Origin of the sequence: Rhizobium croatiense (genome assembly GCF_019793465.1) — a bacterium.
Taxonomy (GTDB): domain Bacteria; phylum Pseudomonadota; class Alphaproteobacteria; order Rhizobiales; family Rhizobiaceae; genus Rhizobium; species Rhizobium croatiense.
The window spans coordinates 191619-208414 of sequence record NZ_JAILYJ010000003.1 but is presented as its reverse complement, the minus strand read 5'-3'; the positions used below and the strand labels follow the sequence as shown (position 1 = coordinate 208414).

Here is a 16796-nt window from a genome sequence, read left to right as displayed (position 1 = left end):
TTTCGCCCCCTTGAATATGAGCAAGACACCCGTCAAAATGGCTGCAGACACTGTCGATCCACACCCTCCCCGGATAAGCCTCATCACTGTTTGCTGGAACGCCGAGCAGACCATTGCCGATACGTTGCGATCGATCGACGCTCAGACCTACCGCAATTTCGAGCACATCATCATTGACGGCGGCTCGAGCGATTCCACACTCGCGATCATTGCTTGGGCGCCGGCGGAGAACCGCCGCGTACTTTCGGGACGAGACGGTGGCATCTATGAGGCCATGAACAAGGGGATTGGTCTTGCGAGCGGTGACATTATCGGATTCTTGAATGCGGATGACACCTTCGAGAGCAGCGACTCTCTCGAAACCGTGGCCGCCGCGCTGGAAGACGAGGCATATGACGGCTGCTACGGCGATCTCATCTATGTTTCCAACCAGAATACCGACCGCAAAGTCCGTTATTGGAAATCCTGTGCGTTCGAACCCGGTTCCTTTGGACGCGGCTGGTGTCCGCCGCATCCGACATTCTACGTCCGGCGTCGTATCTATGACCGGTTTGGCACGTTCGATCTGCGTTATCGACTGGCAGCCGACGTCGAGCTTATGATGCGATTTCTGGAAGTCGCGCGCATCAGAACCATCTATATCCCCCGCGTGTTGGTCAGGATGCGCCTGGGGGGCGCCACAAACAAAAACGTCCAGAACATATCGCGTCAGAACAAGGAAGTGCTGCGCGCGCTTGCCGACCACGGCTTCAGGGTCTCGACCCCTCTATTCTGGGCATCGAAGCTTGTGAACCGCCTCGGCCAGTTCCTCACACGAAATCGATAGCAGGGCGCATCACGTCAGATTTCACGCAGGGCTAATCGCTGGTCAGGCAGCCACCCTCCCGCGCACCCCATCGGCAATCGCTGCCATCCTGTCGGCCGGCGCATGGCCGATCAGCATGAAGGCGTGTCTCCCGTTCGACCAGTAGACGACGTTCATGCCTTTGCGGCTTTCGAGGTCCGGCGCTTTGGGGCCGGCATCGGACCGGACGATGCAAAGCGCCATCGGCCCGGTTTCAGGATCGAGATAGGCGATCTGGGCGAGCGGCTTGCCGTCATATTGCAGCAGCAGAGCGCGTTTGAAATCGACGCCTGGAAGCGAAACGGCTTCGGGAGAGAGCGACAGGCCGAGTTTTTCGTCGAAGGGGGCAAGCTGGGCGGCCTGAGACTCCCAGGCGGGCGACGGGCCGGCCAGCGTTTCCGCGGTATAGAGCGAGATATAATCGGCGACCACGGCGCGCCATTCGCTGCTTTCGTCCTTTGCCGAAAAGCGTCCGCCGAGGCCGAGGACGGCGCGATCGATGGCGATGCCGGCGACGAGCGACGCGGCGAGCGCGGCGAGGAAGCGGCGGCGGCTGGCAGCGGGCACCGAGACAGCTTTTGCATCCTCCCGCGCAGGGATGGCTTCGAGCATTCTCTCCAGTTTTTCGCGCGGCGCTTCCTGGAGCAGCGGGGCAAAGGCCTGCTCGAACGGCAGGCTGGCGCGCGCCAGGAACTCCAGCCGCTCGGCGACGCGCTCGTCTTCCTTCACAATGGCCACGATCCGGGCGGCATCTTCGGCCGTCAGTTCGCCGTCGATGAAGGCGGTCAGGTCCTCGTCGGAGGGAGTGGTGTATTTCGTCGTCATTGCCGTCCCCCTTCCCGCTCGTCGCCGGAGAGCTTGGCGCGGGCTGCCGCCAGCCGGCTCATCACGGTGCCGATCGGGATATCCAGTATGCCTGCAACCTCGCGATAGGAAAGTCCTTCGACATAGGCGAGGAAAACCACCGTCCTCTGCGCCTCGGGCAGCGCACTCACCCGTTTCAGCACCTGGCTCGCCATCACATGGGTTTCTGTGTCGTGGGCGCCATCGAAGGTCAGCACCTCGCCAGCATCGACGAAGCCCTGGCCCTGGCGCACCCTGCGCGAGCGGATCTCGTTCAGCCAGATCGAATGCAAGATCGAAAACAGCCAGCGGTCGAGCCGGGTGCCGGGGACGAATTGATCGGCGCGCTCCAGCGCGCGAAGGCAGGTCGCCTGCACCAGATCGTCGGCGACATCGCGCTGATGCGAGAGAACAAGACCATAACGCCAGAGCCTTGCCAGATTTTCCGTCAGGCCGCTCCTGATATCCGCTGCGCTGGCGATGGCCGCCTCCGACGATCCTGCGTTTTTCGGAACCGCCGGATGTACCGGCGATTCCGTTCTCGCGCGACTATAGGCAGGAAATGAGGCGCGCGCGACCGACATTCTCACATGCCTTTCTGGTTCCGTCTTCCCGCCCATGCCGGCAATCAGATCTTCGACGGATCGAGGATAGCCGCGTTCAGATCCTGATACTCCTCGCAGGCCGTGCCGCAGATCGCCTTGATGGTCGTCAACTGCTCCTTGGCGAGATCGAGCCGGCCCTTGATGACATAGGCTTCGCCGAGATATTCGCGCACCTTGGCATATTGCGGGTCTAGCTTCACCGATTGGAGGTAATAGGAGATGCCTTCGTCGGTGCGGCCGAGCTTACGGGTGGCATAACCGCGATAATTCAGCACTTCGGCGCTGTTCTGGTCCTTGACCGTGTCGAGCATGGCAAGCGCCTCCTCATAACGGCCGGCTTTGGCCAGCGAATAGGCATAGTCGGTGCGGTTCTCGTCCGAGACGTTGGCGCTCTGCTGCTTGACGCATTTCTTGGTCTTCTGGTCGTAGATCTCGCCCTTCTTGCAGGTCGGCATCGTGCTGTTGTCATCGCCGACCGCAAAGACAGGGCCGGAGAAGAGGGAAGCGGCAAGGCAGCCGCCGAGAAGGATGGAAGCGAAACGGGCTGTCATGATCGTCATGGGAAACTCCTCGAAAGTGACGTTGCGAGGAGAAAACACCGCTGCCCCGGACTTTATTCGCCGGCCTCCTATTTTCTCCATGACGGCTTCGTGAAGCCACCGAAGCCGAATAAATCATCGGGACCGGGTGTTCTCAGCGTTGCGCCGGGAACGACAAGGAGAATTCCGTGACCGATACCGTAAAACTCGTCAGCCTCGCCGTCGCCGCACCCGAACATGTCATTTTCCAGAAGCAAGCGCTCGAAGCCTCCGCCCGGCTGTTTGCCGACCGTTTCGAGGATTTCCGCCATCTTGCCCGCGTCTTCGACAGTGCCGGCATTCAAAAGCGCCATGCCGCGCGGCCGCTTGCCTGGTTCGACGAAGCGCATGGCTGGCAGGACCGGATGCAGGCCTATGCGGAGGTGGCAGGCGGGCTTTTTGTCGAGACCGCGAGCTCGGCCCTTCAGCAGGCCGGGCTTAAGGCCGGCGATGTCGACTGTGTGGTGACGGTCTCCTCCACCGGTTTCACGACGCCAAGCCTCGATGCGCAGATGGCCCGCCGGATGGGGTTCAGGGCCGATATCGAGCGGGTGCCGGTGTTCGGGCTCGGCTGTGCGGCCGGCGTGTCGGGTTTTGCCATCGCCGCGCGACTGGCGCGAAGCCGGCCGGGCGCCGTCGTGCTCTTCGTCTCGATCGAGCTTTGCACGCTGGCCTTCCGCCTCGACGAGCTGACGCGGCCGAACATCATCGCGACGGCGCTTTTCGGCGACGGCGCCGCCGCCTGCGTGTTGCGATCGGGCGACGGCGGGCTGGCGGAAGTGGAATCGACCGGCGAGCATCTCTTTCCCGATACCCTCGATATCATGGGCTGGAAAATCGACGATGGCGGCTTCGGCATTGTGCTGGCGCAAGCCCTGCCGCCCTTTGCCGAGCAGGAGCTCGGCCCGGCGGTGACGGCCATTCTGGCGCGGAGCGGACTGGCACCAGACGATATCGACCGCTTCATCTGCCATCCCGGCGGCACGAAAGTGCTGGCCGCGATGGAGAGCGCGCTGTCGCTGACGCCGGGCGCTCTCGATCACGAGCGTGGCGTGCTTGCCGACTACGGCAATATGTCGTCGCCGACCGTTCTCTTCGTGCTGGAGCGGGCGATCCGCGCCGGATTGCCGGAGCGCTCGGCGATGATCGCCATGGGGCCTGGCTTTTCGGCGAGCTGCGTGACGCTCAAGAGGCCGGCATGATGTGGCCGTCGATCGCGCTGCTTACCTTCGTGACGCTGCAGCGGCTTGGCGAACTTGCGCTCGCCCGGCGCAACACCGCCGCCCTTCTCGCCAGAGGCGGCAAGGAGGTGGCGCCGGAGCACTATCCCGTCATGGTGGCGCTGCATGCCGGCTGGATCATCGGCCTCTGGCTGCTGGCGCCGGGCAAGCCGGTCGATCTCTTCTGGTTTGCGGTGTTCATGGGGCTGCAGGCGCTGCGGCTCTGGGTGCTGGCGACCTTGAAAGACCGCTGGACGACGCGCATTATCATCCTGCCCGGCACGCCGCTCGTCACATCGGGCCCCTATCGCTTCCTGCGGCATCCAAACTACGCAATCGTTGTCGGCGAGATCTTCGCCCTTCCTCTCGTCTTCGGGCTGACGCTTTACGCGATCGGCTTTTCGCTTCTCAACGCTTGCGTCCTCCTTGTCCGCATGAAGGCCGAAAATGCCGCACTGAAAAGCGTAATGATTGTGAAATGAATGCGATTTTTCGTTTGCGCAGCAATATCGGCGGGAGCATTTTCACCCCGACAACAAAGCGGAATGCAGGGGAATGACGAAAAACGCGATTGTGCTCGGCGCCGGTATCGTCGGGGTCTCGGTGGCCATCCATCTTCAGCGGCGCGGCCGGCAGGTGACGCTGATCGACCGCAAGGATCCGGGCAACGAAACCTCCTTCGGCAATGCCGGACTGATTCAGCGCGAAGGTGTCGCGCCCTACGGCTTTCCGCAGCAGCTCAGCCTGTTGCTGCGCTATGCACTCAACAACCGCATCGATGCGCATTATCACCTCAGCACGCTGCCGAGCCAGCTCGCCTTTCTCGCCCGTTACTGGTGGAATTCCAATGCCCGGCGCCACGCGATCATCACCCGGGCCTACGCGCCGCTGATCGAACATTCGATCGCCGAGCACAAGGATCTGATCGAGGCGTCGGAGGCGCAAGCGCTGATCCGCAGGGATGGCTGGATGAAGATCTTCCGGACCGAGGGCAAACGCGATCAGGCCTTAGCGGAGGCCGCACTCTGGCAAAGTGAATTCGGGGTGGACTATGACAGCCTGACCTCGGCCGACATCGCCCGCATGGAGCCTGACATGACAGGCGATTTCGCCGGCGGTATCCGCTGGCGCGATCCCTGGTCGGTGCTCGACCCGCATGCGCTGACCTCAGCCTATCGCCGTTATTTCGAAAGCCTCGGCGGCCGCTTCGTCACAGGCGACGCCGCCTCCTTCGGCCCGTTCGGCTCGGGCTGGAAGGTCATGACGGGGGAAGGCGCGCTCGAAGCCGACGATGCGGTGATTGCGCTCGGCCCCTGGTCGGCGCTCGCAACACGCCGGCTCGGCTATTTCTTGCCCCTCGGCGTCAAGCGCGGTTATCACATGCATTATGCCGCCAAGGGCAATGCCGTGCTCAACAACTGGGTGCTCGATGCCGAACGCGGCTATCTCCTGGCGCCGATGCGCCGCGGCATCCGGCTGACGACCGGAGCGGAGTTCGCAACGCTCGACGCGCCGAAGACGCCGGTCCAACTCGACCGGGCCGAAGCCGTTGCCCGCACGATCTTCCCGCTCGGCGACAGGCTCGATCCCGAACCATGGATGGGCGCGCGGCCGTGCACGCCCGACATGATGCCTGTTATCGGCAAGGCGCCGCGCCATCAGGGCCTGTGGTTCGCCTTCGGCCATGCCCATCACGGGCTGACGCTCGGGCCGGTGACCGGGCGCGTGCTGGCCGAGCTCATCACCGGCGAAAAACCGTTCATCGATATTGCGGCCTATTCGCCGCAGCGTTTCAACCCGTGACGCCGAGAGCGGCAAGCGCTTTCAGGGCCGTCGCCGCGATGCCTTCCACCGTCTCGTCAATATCGACGGTGACGACGCCCGCCTCGGCTGTCGGCACCTCCAGCGTCGCCAGCTGGCTTTCGAGCAGCGAGACCGGCATGAAATGGCCCTTGCGCTCGCCCATCCGTTTGGTCAGCAGCGCCTTGGAGCCTTCGAGGTAAACGAAAAACAGGTTGCCGCCGGCCGCAGCCCGCAGCCTGTCGCGATAGATGCGCTTCAGCGCCGAGCAGGAGACGATGATGCCCTCGCCTTTCTCCAGCGAGGCCTTGATGTCTTCGCCGATGCGGTCGAGCCAGGGCATCCTGTCCTCATCGGTCAGCGGAATGCCCTTCGACATCTTCTCGACATTGGCGGTCGGATGCAGCGCATCGCCTTCGACGAAGGCGAGGTGCAGGGCTTCCGCCAGCTTTTCGCCGACCGAGGATTTGCCACAGCCGCTGACCCCCATGACGATGATCGCATGGGGTCTTTCCCTCCGCTCACCCGGCATGATCCCTCCGAGACTCCGGCTTCCCGCTCAATCGAGTGGGAAGTGACAGGCATATTTTTGCGCACCTTCTCCACTTAGTTCGGGAGAAACCTGACGGCAATAGTCCTGCGCCTTCCAGCAGCGCGGGTTGAAGTGACAGCCGGACGGCGGCTTCAGCGGCGACGGCAGCTCGCCTTGCAGCCGGATGCGGTTCTTGGCGCGTTCCGGATCGGCAATCGGTGTCGCCGACAGCAAGGCTGCCGTATAGGGATGGCGCGGCCGGGCGAAGACCTCGGCGGCCGGACCGGTTTCGACCGGGCGGCCGAGATACATCACCATCACCTCGTCGGCGATGTGGTGGACGACGGAGAGGCCGTGCGAGATGAAGAGATAGGCAAGGCCCATCTCCTTCTGCAGGTCCATCAACAGGTTCAGCACCTGCGCCTGGATCGACAGGTCGAGAGCCGAAACCGGTTCGTCGAGCACCAGCACCTTCGGCCGCAGCATCAGGGCGCGGGCGATGGCGATGCGCTGGCGCTGGCCGCCGGAGAACATATGGGGATAGCGGCCATAGTGTTCCGGACGCAGGCCGACACGGGCCATCATCTCCTCCACCTTGCGGCGGCGGGCGGCGGCATTGAGATCGGTGTTGATCTTCAGCGGCTCTTCGAGGATCGAACCGACCTTCTGGCGCGGGTTGAGCGAGCCGTAGGGGTTCTGGAAGACGATCTGCACCTGGCTGCGCAGGCTGCGGTCGCCGATGCGCGCAGGCTTGCCGTCGATCAGCAGTTCCCCGGCCGTCGGATCCTCGATCATGGTGACCAGGCGGGCGAGTGTCGACTTGCCGCAACCGGATTCGCCGACGACGGCGAGCGTCTTGCCGGAATGGAGGCTGAAGCTGACGCCGTTCAACGCCTTGACGGTGGCATCGGCTTTGAAGAGACCGCGGTTGACGGTGTAGAAGCGGGCGAGATCCCTGCCCTCGAGAACAGCGCCCGTCATACCAGGTCTCCTGCAGTTTCAGTGGCCATGACGCCGGGATGCCCGAGCGGCTTGCCGTCCTTCAAAGGATAGTTGCACAGTGCCAACCCGAGCTCCGGCCCCTGGCGCACGACACCGCGATCGCATTCGACCGTGGCGTAGCCACAGCGCGGCGCGAACAGACAGCCTGTCGGGCGGCCATGCTGGCCGGGCACGACGCCGGCGATCGAGGGAAGACGCTGGCCGACTTTGGCCCGCTCCGGCAGGGCGGCGAGCAGGGCAGCGGTATAGGGATGGTGCGGATCGCGGAACAGCGCCTTCACCGGCTGTTCCTCGACCTTCTGGCCGGCATATTGCACCTGCACGCGCTCGGCGGTTTCGGCAACGACACCCATATCATGGGTGATCAGCACCAGCGCCATGCCGTGCTCCTTCTGCAGACGCACAAGCAGATCGAGGATCTGCGCCTGGATCGTCACGTCGAGCGCGGTGGTCGGCTCGTCGGCGATCAAGAGCTTCGGATTGCAGGCGAGCGCCATGGCGATCATCACGCGCTGGCTCATGCCGCCCGACATCTGGTGCGGGAAGTTTGACAGCCGATCCTCCGGCGCCGGAATTCCGACCAGGTTCAAGAGCTCGATCGAGCGTTGGCGACGCTCCTTCCTATTGAGGCCCATGTGGAAGCGCAGGGTCTCGCCGAGCTGGAAGCCGACCGTGAAGCACGGGTTAAGGCTCGACATCGGCTCCTGGAAGATCATCGCCATGTCCTTGCCGACGATCCTGCGACGCTGGCGGCCGGAAATGCCGCGCAGATCCTGGCCGTCGAACTGCATACGGTCGGCGGTGATCTTTGCCGTCCAGGGCAAAAGCCCCATCAGGGCCAGCATGGCAACGGATTTGCCCGAGCCGGATTCGCCAACGACGGAGAGGATTTCACCCTTGTCGCAGGCGAGCGAGACGCGGTCGACGGCGCGGAAGAGACCGGAGGAGGTCTGGAATTCGACAGTCAGGTTTTCGATTTCGAGAAGTGGCATCACGACCTCTTCAGCTTGGGGTCAAGCGCATCGCGCAGGCCGTCACCCATCAGGTTGATGGCAAGAACGGTGATGAGGATTGCAAGACCCGGGAATGTTACGACCCACCAGGCGCGCGAGATGAACTCGCGGGATTCGGCGAGCATCGTGCCCCATTCGGGCGTCGGCGGCTGGGCGCCCATGCCGAGGAAGCCGAGGGCCGCGGCATCGAGGATCGCCGCCGAGAAGGCGAGCGTCGCCTGGACGATCAGCGGCCCAAGACAGTTCGGCAGGATCGTCTTGAACATCAAGCGCAGGGTGCCCGCACCGGCGACACGCGAGGCGATCACATATTCCTTCTCACGCTCCGTGATGACCGAGGCGCGCGTCAACCGCACGAAATGCGGCTGGTTGACCAGCGAAATCGCAATCATCGCGTTGGTCAGGCCAGGCCCCAGCACGGCGACCAGTACGAGAGCAAGCAGCAACGACGGGAAGGCCAGGATGATATCCATCAGGCGCATGATCGCCGTATCGATCTTGCCGCGGAAATAGCCGGCGACCAGGCCGATCAAAACACCGCAAACCACCGAAATTGTCACGACCACGACGCCGATGAACAGCGAGAACCGTGCGCCATAGATCAGCCGCGAGAGGATGTCGCGGCCGACGGCATCCGTTCCGAGTGGAAAGGAGGCACGGCCGGCCTCCATCCAGGCAGGCACAGCGAGCAGCACCTCACGGTTCTGCTCGTTCGGCGCATGCGGCGCGAAGACCGGAGCGAAAATCGCAACGACGAGAATGATGACGAAAACAACGAGGCCGATGACGGCGCCCTTGTTGCGGGAGAAGTAATGCCAGAACTCCGCAAGAGCGGATGGCTGGCCGGTTTTGACGGTGACCGTGCTCATGGACCGCTCCTAGTGACGAATACGCGGATTGATGAAGCCGTAGAGAACATCAACAATCAGATTGACCAGCATGATGACGCCGGCGATCAGCAGAAGACCGCCCTGAACCACGGCGTAATCGCGCTTGAACACCGAATCGACCATCCATTTGCCGATGCCCGGCCAGGAGAAGATCGTCTCGGTGAGGATGGCGCCGGCAAGAAGAACGCCGATCTGCAGGCCGATCGTGGTGATGACGGGGATCATCGCGTTGCGCAGCGCATGCACGCCGACGACGCGCAACGGCTTTAAACCTTTCGAGCGAGCCGTGCGGACGTAGTCCTCGCCCAGAACCTCGAGCATCGCCGAGCGCGTCTGGCGGGCGATGACGGCAAGCGGGATGGTGGCCAGCACGATTGTCGGAAGGATGAGATAGCTGACAGCCGAGGAAAACGCCCCCTTCTGGCCCGACAGCAGGCTGTCGATCAGCATGAAGCCGGTGACCGGTTTGAAGAAATACATCAGCGAGATGCGGCCCGAAACAGGCGTCCAGCCGAGGTAGCCGGAGAAGAAAATGATCAGCAGTAGGCCCCACCAGAAAATCGGCATGGAATAGCCGATCAGGGCAATACCCATCACGCTCTGATCGAACCAGGTGCCTCGCTTGACGGCGGCAAAGATGCCGGCGGGCACGCCAAGACAGACGGCGAGCATGATGGCACAGAAGGAAAGTTCGAGTGTCGCCGGAAACAGCGTCAGGAATTCGCCGAGAACGGGCCGCTTGGTGACGATCGAGGTTCCGAGATCGCCTTGCAACACCTTTCCGAGATAATCGAAATACTGCACATACATGGGCCGGTCGAAACCGAGATCGTGCATGATCTGGGCGTGCCGTTCCGGCGCCATGACACGTTCACCGGACAGAAGCATGACGGGATCGCCGGGGAGCATGCGGATGAACGAGAAGGCAATGAGGGAAACGCCGAGGAATGTCGGGATCAGCACCGCAAGGCGGCCGATGAAAAAACGCAACATGGCAGATGTCCAATAGTTTCCGGCGGTCAGGGGGTGCCTGACCGCCGGCTGCGCCCAGCTCTGCCGGGCATTCTTACATTATTCTTGCTATTCGGATACGTCGACGCCGTCGAAGCGGTGAATGCCTAGCGGGTCCATGTGGAAGCCGGATACCTTCTTGCTCATCGGAACGAAGACGAGCGAGTGATCGAGGGTCGCCCACGGGGCTTCCTTCTTGAAGATCAGCTGGGCCTGCTCATAGGCCTTGGTGCGCTCGCCGACATCGGCAGTCAGCTTGGCCTTGGTCATCAGGTCGTCATATTCCTTGTTGCACCACTGGGCGCGATTGTTGCCGCCGACGGCATCGCAACCGAGCAGCGTATCCATGAAGTTGTCAGGGTCGCCGTTGTCGCCGGTCCAGCCGAGGATGACGGCGCCGTCGCGCTTCACGTCGGAAGAGAGCTTCAAATATTCGGCCCATTCATGGGTAACGATCTCGACCTTGACGCCGATCTTGGCGAAATCGGCCTGGATCAGTTCAGCGGCACGGCGCGCGTTCAGCATGTAGGGACGCGACACCGGCATCGCCCAGACTTTCATGCTGAGATCCTTGACGCCAGCATCGGCAAGAGCCTTCTTGGCTGCATCAGGATCGTATTTTTCGTCCTGAACGGCGTCGTTATAGGACCACATGGTCGGCGGGATTGGGTTCTTGGCAACGGTGGCCGCACCCTGGAAGACGGCGTCGACGATCGCCTGCTTGTTGATCGCCATATTGAGTGCGCGGCGAACCTCCGGCTTATCGAAGGGAGCCATCTGCGTGTTGTAGGCGAGGTAGCTGACGTTGAGGCCGGGCTGCTCGAGGACCGTCAGGTTCTCATCCTTCTTCAGTTCCGGAACATCGGCTGCGTTCGGATAGGGGATCAGGTGGCACTCACCGGCCTTCAGCTTCTGCGCGCGCACCGCAGCGTCGGAGGTGATAGCGAACACCAGATCGTCGATCTTTTCCTTGCCCTTGAAGTAGGTTTCGTTCGCCTTGTAACGGATGACGGCATCCGGCTGGTAGGCGACGAAAGTGAACGGCCCGGTGCCGAGCGGCTGCTGGTTCAGCTGCGCCATCTTGCCGTCGGCGGCAAGCTTGTCGGCATATTCCTTGGAGACGATCGAGGCGAAGTCCATGGCGAGGTCGGCCAGGAACGGCGCTTCCGGGTGGTTGAGCGTGAACTTGACGGTGAGATCATCGACCTTCTCGACCGACTTGATCAGCTCAGGGAAGCCCATGCCAGCGGCATATTCGTAGGAGCCGCCCTCGACATACTTGTTCCACGGATTGTCGGACTTCAACTGGCGCTCGAAGGAAAATACGACATCGTCGGCATTGAAATCGCGCGTCGGGGTGAAGAAGTCGGTGGTCTGGAACTTGACGCCGGGATGAAGCTTGAAGGTGTATTCCTTGCCATCGTCCGAAACGCTCCAGCTGTCGGCCAGACCGGGTTCGATCTCGGTGCCGCCGTGCTTGAATTCGACGAGGCGGCTGTAGACGGTGCGCGACGACGCGTCGAAGGTCGTCCCTGCCGTGTAGAGGCTCGGGTCGAAGCCTTCCGGCGAGCCCTCGGAGCAATAAACAAGGGTCTTGGACCAGGCCGACGTCGCCATGACCGAAATCAGGGCCGTCGCTGCCAGCATGACAGAGATCTTTTTCATAGTATTGTTTCCCGGTTGTTCTTTTTTGATGTCTGGAGACCGCAGATAGGCATCCCGATCGACGGTCGATGGAACGACATTTATCTACTGAAAGCAACGGGCTACGGAGAAAATTTTTCCAGTTGGACAATTTTAGAAATTTTCGGTCAAAAATCAGCCTCAATTGGAAATATTTGGATAAAAACCAGCGGAATTTCGTCGCATTTTGGATATTGCACCCCCTCAGCTGCGCATAATGACCGTTTCCCGCGTCCGCGAGCCCGGCGAAAACGCCGCAAACAAAAACCGCGGCTGCCGGGGCAACCGCGGTTTTACAAGTCTGTTCTGCTGTGAATTCAGGCGGCCGGGACGACGATCGCGGGCTTGCGATAGTCCTGCTCGCCGGTCAGTCCAAGAAGGAAATTGATCTGCGGACGCGCCTTGACGAGATCGTCGATGGTATATTCCGAAAGCACGGCGAAGAAGGCGTTGAGCGCCTTGCGCAGCGCCGAATTCAGGCCGCAGCTGTCGACCAGCGGGCATTCGACCACGCCGTCATCCTCGAAGCATTCGGCCATGGCGAAACTGTCTTCCGTGACCCGCACCACGTCGAAGAGCGTGATGTCGGCCGCCGGCTTGCCCAAGCGCACGCCGCCGTTGCGGCCGCGCACGGTCTCGACCAGACCTGCCTTGTTCAGGGGCTGAAGGATCTTGAAAAGAAAGAGCTCGGAAACGCCGTAAGCCTTGGCGATTTCCGGAATCCGGCTGAGGTGCCCGTCGTTGGCAGCACAATACATCAACATGCGAACCGCATAGTTGGTCTGCTTCGTCAACCGCATGCCATTCTCCTGACTCGTGCCTGTTCAGACCTATATAGGCGGTTTGGTAGTTTTGAACAATTCCAAAATATGAAATTCGCATTCAGCTTATGAGGTCAAATGCCGCGACGTCAATTCCGCTGCAGGGTCTCATTATAGTCGAGGATGGCCTGCTTGCGATCCGGGGTGCCTGGATGGGTCGAGAGCATGCTGGTTCCGGAATGATCCCCTAGTTTCGTTTCCAGGAGATCAAAAAAACGAGCGATCGCAACTGGATCCAAGCCGGCCTTGCGCATCAGTTCCACCGAGCGCCGGTCGGCCTCGGCCTCTGCACTGCGTGAATAGGACAATGCAAGCAGGCCGCCGCCCTGCGTCAGGATATCCTCGACACCGGAGCCGACATCGCCGGCAATCAGCATGACGAGGCCGGCCACACCTGCGGCGCGATAGAGCTGCCTGAGGCTGTGCTTATATTCGACATGACCGAGCTCGTGAGCGAGAACGCCGGTTATCATCTCGTCATCGCCATCCGCCAGTTCGATCAACTGGTCGGTAATGACGATATTGCCATCGGGAAGCGCGAAAGCATTGGGACCGATCAGACCGCCATCACGGAAATTCAGCACATAACGGTTAGCACCACCGTCGGCACTGGCAGCCACTTGGTTAAAGCGGCCGGCGATTTCGGCCTGCCGGGCGACCGTCAGATGGCTGGGGGACAGCGCCGTCGCATCCAGCGTATTGAGAGCGCCACGGGACATCGCTTCGGAGACCACAGGCGGTGTCACGAAGATGGCGACTTCGACGAGCGCCGGCAGCGCGTAACGATAAATTGCGACGGCAAGCAGAACAACCGCGACCGCGAAGACGAAGATGCGGGGATGAAATTCCTCCAGCCGATGCACCCAGCCGCTTCTTCCGCCGCCGCCAAGAAAGGCGTCGATGGCATCATTCTCGCCACTCTCGAAGATCGAGCCGTCGGCAAAGATGGCGCGTCGGGGGATCGACCCGACGCGCGGAGTGAAGGAGACCCCTCCGGCCGCGCTATCCGAAAGAGCGACATCCTCTTCGGTTACGGCGAGCAGGCGCCCCCCGCGCGACAGCAGGCGGGCGGGAACGGAGCCGCTCGAGTGCGGCGGATACCATTCCCCTCTCGCGATGATGTCTGCATCAGAAACCAAAATCGATCCCTTCCATGCTCATATATTCCGCACCGACGGCGGCGCCAGCCGTTTGAAACTGCGTAAAGACCTCGCCGATTTCGCCGTCGATGCGAATCGCCGTGTGCTCGGCGACATAACGCGCCAGGCGAACCGCCGCCCAGGGGCGCATCAGGCCGAGGGTGAGCATCGTCACCACAACGTTCGATATGGCGATCCAGGCATAACGCGCCCGGGAAAGATCGCTTCTCAGGAGATGCCGGCCGTCGATGCGGGTCGACGACCAGACGATGTTATGGACGGCTGCCCGATAGATGAGGCCTGCAAGGCCATAGACGATGATGAGGCCGAAAACGACAAGATACATTCCCGACACTATCATTAACATAGCGGCGTCATGCTCGATTACGCCGGGGTCATTGGCCTGAATCCCGACGACCGCGATCGCAACCAAGCCGGCGAGAACGACCAGGCCCAGCACGACCATCAGGGCCGGGATGAGAAGCGCGCGGTAGAGCGCGCCGATCTTGGGATCGGTCTCGAAAGGCCGATTGCCGTAGCGGAGATTGTTGAAAACATAGCGGTTGAGCCACCGGCTGGCGAAGGGTGCAAGCAATCCCAGCGACAGGAAAGCGACGAGGCTTCCGAGCATCACGCAGACGAAGGCGCCGCCAGCGGTGCCGGTGAAATCAAATCGCACGTTGCGGTAGCTGGTCACGCGGGCATTGAAGCGAAGGCCTCTGACGATCAACCAGGGGAGCGTGATCAGCACAAGGATCGTGGTCACGACCGAGAACAGCGGATGAATCGCCGCCAGAATGTTGGCCACCACGATGAAGGCGAACACGATCAGGCGGCCGATGAATATCTGCATGCCGCTTGCGTGATATTCGAAAGCGCGGCCGAGTACGACGGTGTTGCCGTAGAAATAACGATTGCGCCGCACTTTCGCCCAGGCTGAATAGATGCCGAGCGTTACGATCGTCAAAAGGACGTTGACGATCCAGATGCCGAAATATTCCGAAGCCGTGCCGGTGAACCGGGCACGCTCGAACGCATTTGCCGCGGCGCCCGCGGACACTCTGTTGTCCATGATCTTTGTTCCCCCAGCACATTGCCCAACACATCATGATGAGAATCACGTGTCGGGCGCACCAACAGAAAAGCAAAGAGCGAAGAAATCAACAACCTGAAATCGAAAACGGGGGCCGAAAGGCCCCCGAATTGCAGTTCGATCTATCGCGCGGATCACTTCATCGTCGGCATGACGAATTCGGCGCCGCTCTTGATGCCGGAGGGCCAGCGGGCGGTGACGGTCTTGGTCTTGGTCCAGAACTTGATCGAGTCGGTGCCGTGCTGGTTGAGGTCGCCGAAGCTCGATGCCTTCCAGCCGCCGAAGGAGTGGTAGGCGAGCGGAACCGGGATCGGAACGTTGATGCCGATCATGCCGATATTGACGCGCGAGGCGAAATCGCGGGCGGCATCGCCGTCACGGGTGTAGATGGCGACGCCGTTGCCGTATTCATGCTTCATCGGCAGCGACAGCGCTTCCTCGTAGTTCTGGGCGCGAACGACGGAGAGGACAGGTCCGAAGATTTCGGTCTTGTAGATATCCATCTCGGGCGTGACGTGATCGAACAGGCAGCCGCCGACGAAATAGCCGTCTTCATAACCCTGGAGCTTGAAATTGCGGCCGTCGACGACGAGCTTGGCGCCTTCCTCGACGCCGCGGTCGATCAGGCCGCGAACGCGGGTATAGGCGTCCTTGGTGACGAGCGGGCCCATGTCGGCCTTGTCGTCGGTGTAGGGGCCGATGCGCAGCGATTCGATCTTCGGCGTCAGCTTCTCGACGAGCCGGTTGGCGGTTTCCTCGCCGACCGGGACGGCCACCGAAATCGCCATGCAGCGTTCGCCGGCCGAACCGTAACCTGCACCCATCAGCGCGTTGACGGCCTGATCCATATCGGCGTCCGGCATGATGATCATGTGGTTCTTGGCGCCGCCGAAGCACTGGGCGCGCTTGCCGTTCATCGCTGCCGTGCCGTAGACGTAGCGGGCGATCGGCGTCGAGCCGACGAAGGAGACGGCGCCGATATCGGGATCGGTGAGGATCGCGTCGACCGCACCCTTGTCGCCGTTGACGACATTGAGGATGCCGGCCGGCAGTCCGGCCTCGATCATCAGTTCGGCGAGACGGATCGGCAAGGAGGGATCACGCTCGGATGGCTTCAGGATGAAGGCGTTGCCGCAGGCGATCGCCGGCGCGAACATCCACATCGGGATCATGCCGGGGAAGTTGAAGGGGGTGATGCCGGCGCCGATGCCGACCGGCTGGCGGATCGAATACATGTCGATCGCCGGACCCGCACCCTCGGTGAACTCGCCCTTGGCGAGATGCGGAATGCCGCAGACGAATTCGCAGACTTCGAGGCCGCGGATGACGTCGCCCTTGGCGTCCTCGATCGTCTTGCCGTGCTCCTTGGAGAGCATTTCGGCCAGTTCATCCATGTGCTTGTTCAAGAGTTCGACGAACTTGAAGAAGACGCGGGCGCGGCGCTGGGGATTGGTGGCAGCCCATTTCGGCTGCGCGGCCTTGGCGTTTTCGACGGCGGCGCGCAATTCCTCAACGCTTGCAAGTGCGACGGTCGCCTGCACTTCGCCGGTTGCCGGATTGTAGACGTTGCTGACACGGCCGCTGGTGCCGGCGACCTGCTGGCCGCCGATGAAATGTCCGATCTCACGCATGGATGTTCCTCCTGTTTCGATGGCCTACAATCGCACTTCAATTTGCACAAATCAATGCGCTGATATAAGCAACCGTTGTGCGCATATTATA

17 protein-coding genes are annotated in these 16796 nt (G+C 61.7%); 4 read left to right on the top strand and 13 right to left on the bottom strand.

The window, feature by feature from the left end; translation table 11 throughout:
* The first annotated feature begins 37 nt into the window (after positions 1 to 37).
* A complete protein-coding gene (locus K6M89_RS06625) occupies positions 38 to 826 on the top strand; it encodes a glycosyltransferase family 2 protein (protein WP_222138841.1) in 789 nt (262 codons plus the stop codon).
* Positions 827 to 868: 42 nt separating this feature from the next.
* On the opposite strand, the gene K6M89_RS06620 is transcribed toward K6M89_RS06625, so the two are convergent.
* Genes K6M89_RS06620 through K6M89_RS06610 form a run of 3 tightly spaced genes read right to left on the bottom strand, consistent with a single transcriptional unit; the run spans position 869 to position 2852 of the window.
* Positions 869 to 1669, bottom strand: a complete 801-nt coding sequence (locus tag K6M89_RS06620; protein ID WP_222138840.1) for an anti-sigma factor family protein — start codon at positions 1667 to 1669, stop codon at positions 869 to 871.
* On the bottom strand, positions 1666 to 2271 hold the full coding sequence (locus K6M89_RS06615; RefSeq protein ID WP_222138839.1) for an RNA polymerase sigma factor: 606 nt from the start codon (positions 2269 to 2271) through the stop codon (positions 1666 to 1668). Before K6M89_RS06615 ends, K6M89_RS06620 begins: the two co-directional genes overlap by 4 nt.
* Before the next feature lie 44 nt (positions 2272 to 2315).
* Positions 2316 to 2852, bottom strand: coding sequence for a tetratricopeptide repeat protein (locus K6M89_RS06610; protein ID WP_222138838.1), 537 nt, complete (start codon positions 2850 to 2852; stop codon positions 2316 to 2318).
* Between the two features lie 167 nt (positions 2853 to 3019).
* On the opposite strand from K6M89_RS06610, the gene K6M89_RS06605 reads away from it, so the two are divergent.
* The 3 genes from K6M89_RS06605 (at position 3020) to K6M89_RS06595 (ending at position 5893) form a co-directional block, all read left to right on the top strand.
* Entirely contained in the window at positions 3020 to 4072 is a 1053-nt protein-coding gene (locus K6M89_RS06605; RefSeq protein WP_222138837.1) for a type III polyketide synthase, read from the top strand.
* Positions 4069 to 4572, top strand: a complete 504-nt coding sequence (locus tag K6M89_RS06600) for an isoprenylcysteine carboxyl methyltransferase family protein (protein WP_222138836.1) — start codon at positions 4069 to 4071, stop codon at positions 4570 to 4572. Before K6M89_RS06605 ends, K6M89_RS06600 begins: the two co-directional genes overlap by 4 nt.
* 73 nt (positions 4573 to 4645) lie before the next feature.
* Positions 4646 to 5893 carry an NAD(P)/FAD-dependent oxidoreductase gene (locus tag K6M89_RS06595; RefSeq protein WP_222138835.1) on the top strand — a complete coding sequence of 416 codons (1248 nt, stop codon included), beginning with the start codon at positions 4646 to 4648 and terminating at the stop codon, positions 5891 to 5893.
* Here the strand turns inward: K6M89_RS06595 and K6M89_RS06590 are convergent.
* The 10 genes from K6M89_RS06590 to K6M89_RS06545 form a co-directional block, all read right to left on the bottom strand.
* Positions 5883 to 6422, bottom strand: a complete 540-nt coding sequence (locus tag K6M89_RS06590; RefSeq protein WP_222138834.1) for a gluconokinase — start codon at positions 6420 to 6422, stop codon at positions 5883 to 5885. The genes K6M89_RS06595 and K6M89_RS06590 overlap by 11 nt on opposite strands.
* A gap of 27 nt (positions 6423 to 6449) precedes the next feature.
* Positions 6450 to 7403 (bottom strand): peptide ABC transporter ATP-binding protein, encoded by a 954-nt coding sequence (locus K6M89_RS06585; RefSeq protein WP_097605589.1) that lies wholly within the window; start codon positions 7401 to 7403, stop codon positions 6450 to 6452.
* Complete coding sequence (locus K6M89_RS06580) at positions 7400 to 8416, bottom strand: ABC transporter ATP-binding protein (protein ID WP_222138833.1); 1017 nt, start codon at positions 8414 to 8416, stop codon at positions 7400 to 7402. The genes K6M89_RS06585 and K6M89_RS06580 overlap by 4 nt, the downstream gene beginning before the upstream one ends.
* A complete protein-coding gene (locus K6M89_RS06575; RefSeq protein WP_222138832.1) occupies positions 8416 to 9306 on the bottom strand; it encodes an ABC transporter permease subunit in 891 nt (296 codons plus the stop codon). Before K6M89_RS06575 ends, K6M89_RS06580 begins: the two co-directional genes overlap by 1 nt.
* 9 nt (positions 9307 to 9315) lie before the next feature.
* The gene (locus K6M89_RS06570) at positions 9316 to 10320 is read right to left on the bottom strand and encodes an ABC transporter permease subunit (protein ID WP_222138831.1); all 1005 of its coding nucleotides are present in this window, start codon (positions 10318 to 10320) and stop codon (positions 9316 to 9318) included.
* Between the two features lie 87 nt (positions 10321 to 10407).
* Complete coding sequence (locus K6M89_RS06565) at positions 10408 to 12003, bottom strand: ABC transporter substrate-binding protein (protein ID WP_222138830.1); 1596 nt, start codon at positions 12001 to 12003, stop codon at positions 10408 to 10410.
* A gap of 335 nt (positions 12004 to 12338) precedes the next feature.
* Entirely contained in the window at positions 12339 to 12821 is a 483-nt protein-coding gene (rirA, locus tag K6M89_RS06560) for an iron-responsive transcriptional regulator RirA (RefSeq protein ID WP_222138829.1), read from the bottom strand.
* A 110-nt stretch (positions 12822 to 12931) separates the two neighbouring features.
* Entirely contained in the window at positions 12932 to 13981 is a 1050-nt protein-coding gene (locus K6M89_RS06555; protein WP_222138828.1) for a M48 family metallopeptidase, read from the bottom strand.
* A complete protein-coding gene (locus K6M89_RS06550) occupies positions 13971 to 15053 on the bottom strand; it encodes a YjgN family protein (RefSeq protein WP_222138827.1) in 1083 nt (360 codons plus the stop codon). Before K6M89_RS06550 ends, K6M89_RS06555 begins: the two co-directional genes overlap by 11 nt.
* 155 nt (positions 15054 to 15208) lie before the next feature.
* A complete protein-coding gene (locus K6M89_RS06545) occupies positions 15209 to 16705 on the bottom strand; it encodes a CoA-acylating methylmalonate-semialdehyde dehydrogenase (RefSeq protein ID WP_222138826.1) in 1497 nt (498 codons plus the stop codon).
* Positions 16706 to 16796: the final 91 nt, after the last annotated feature.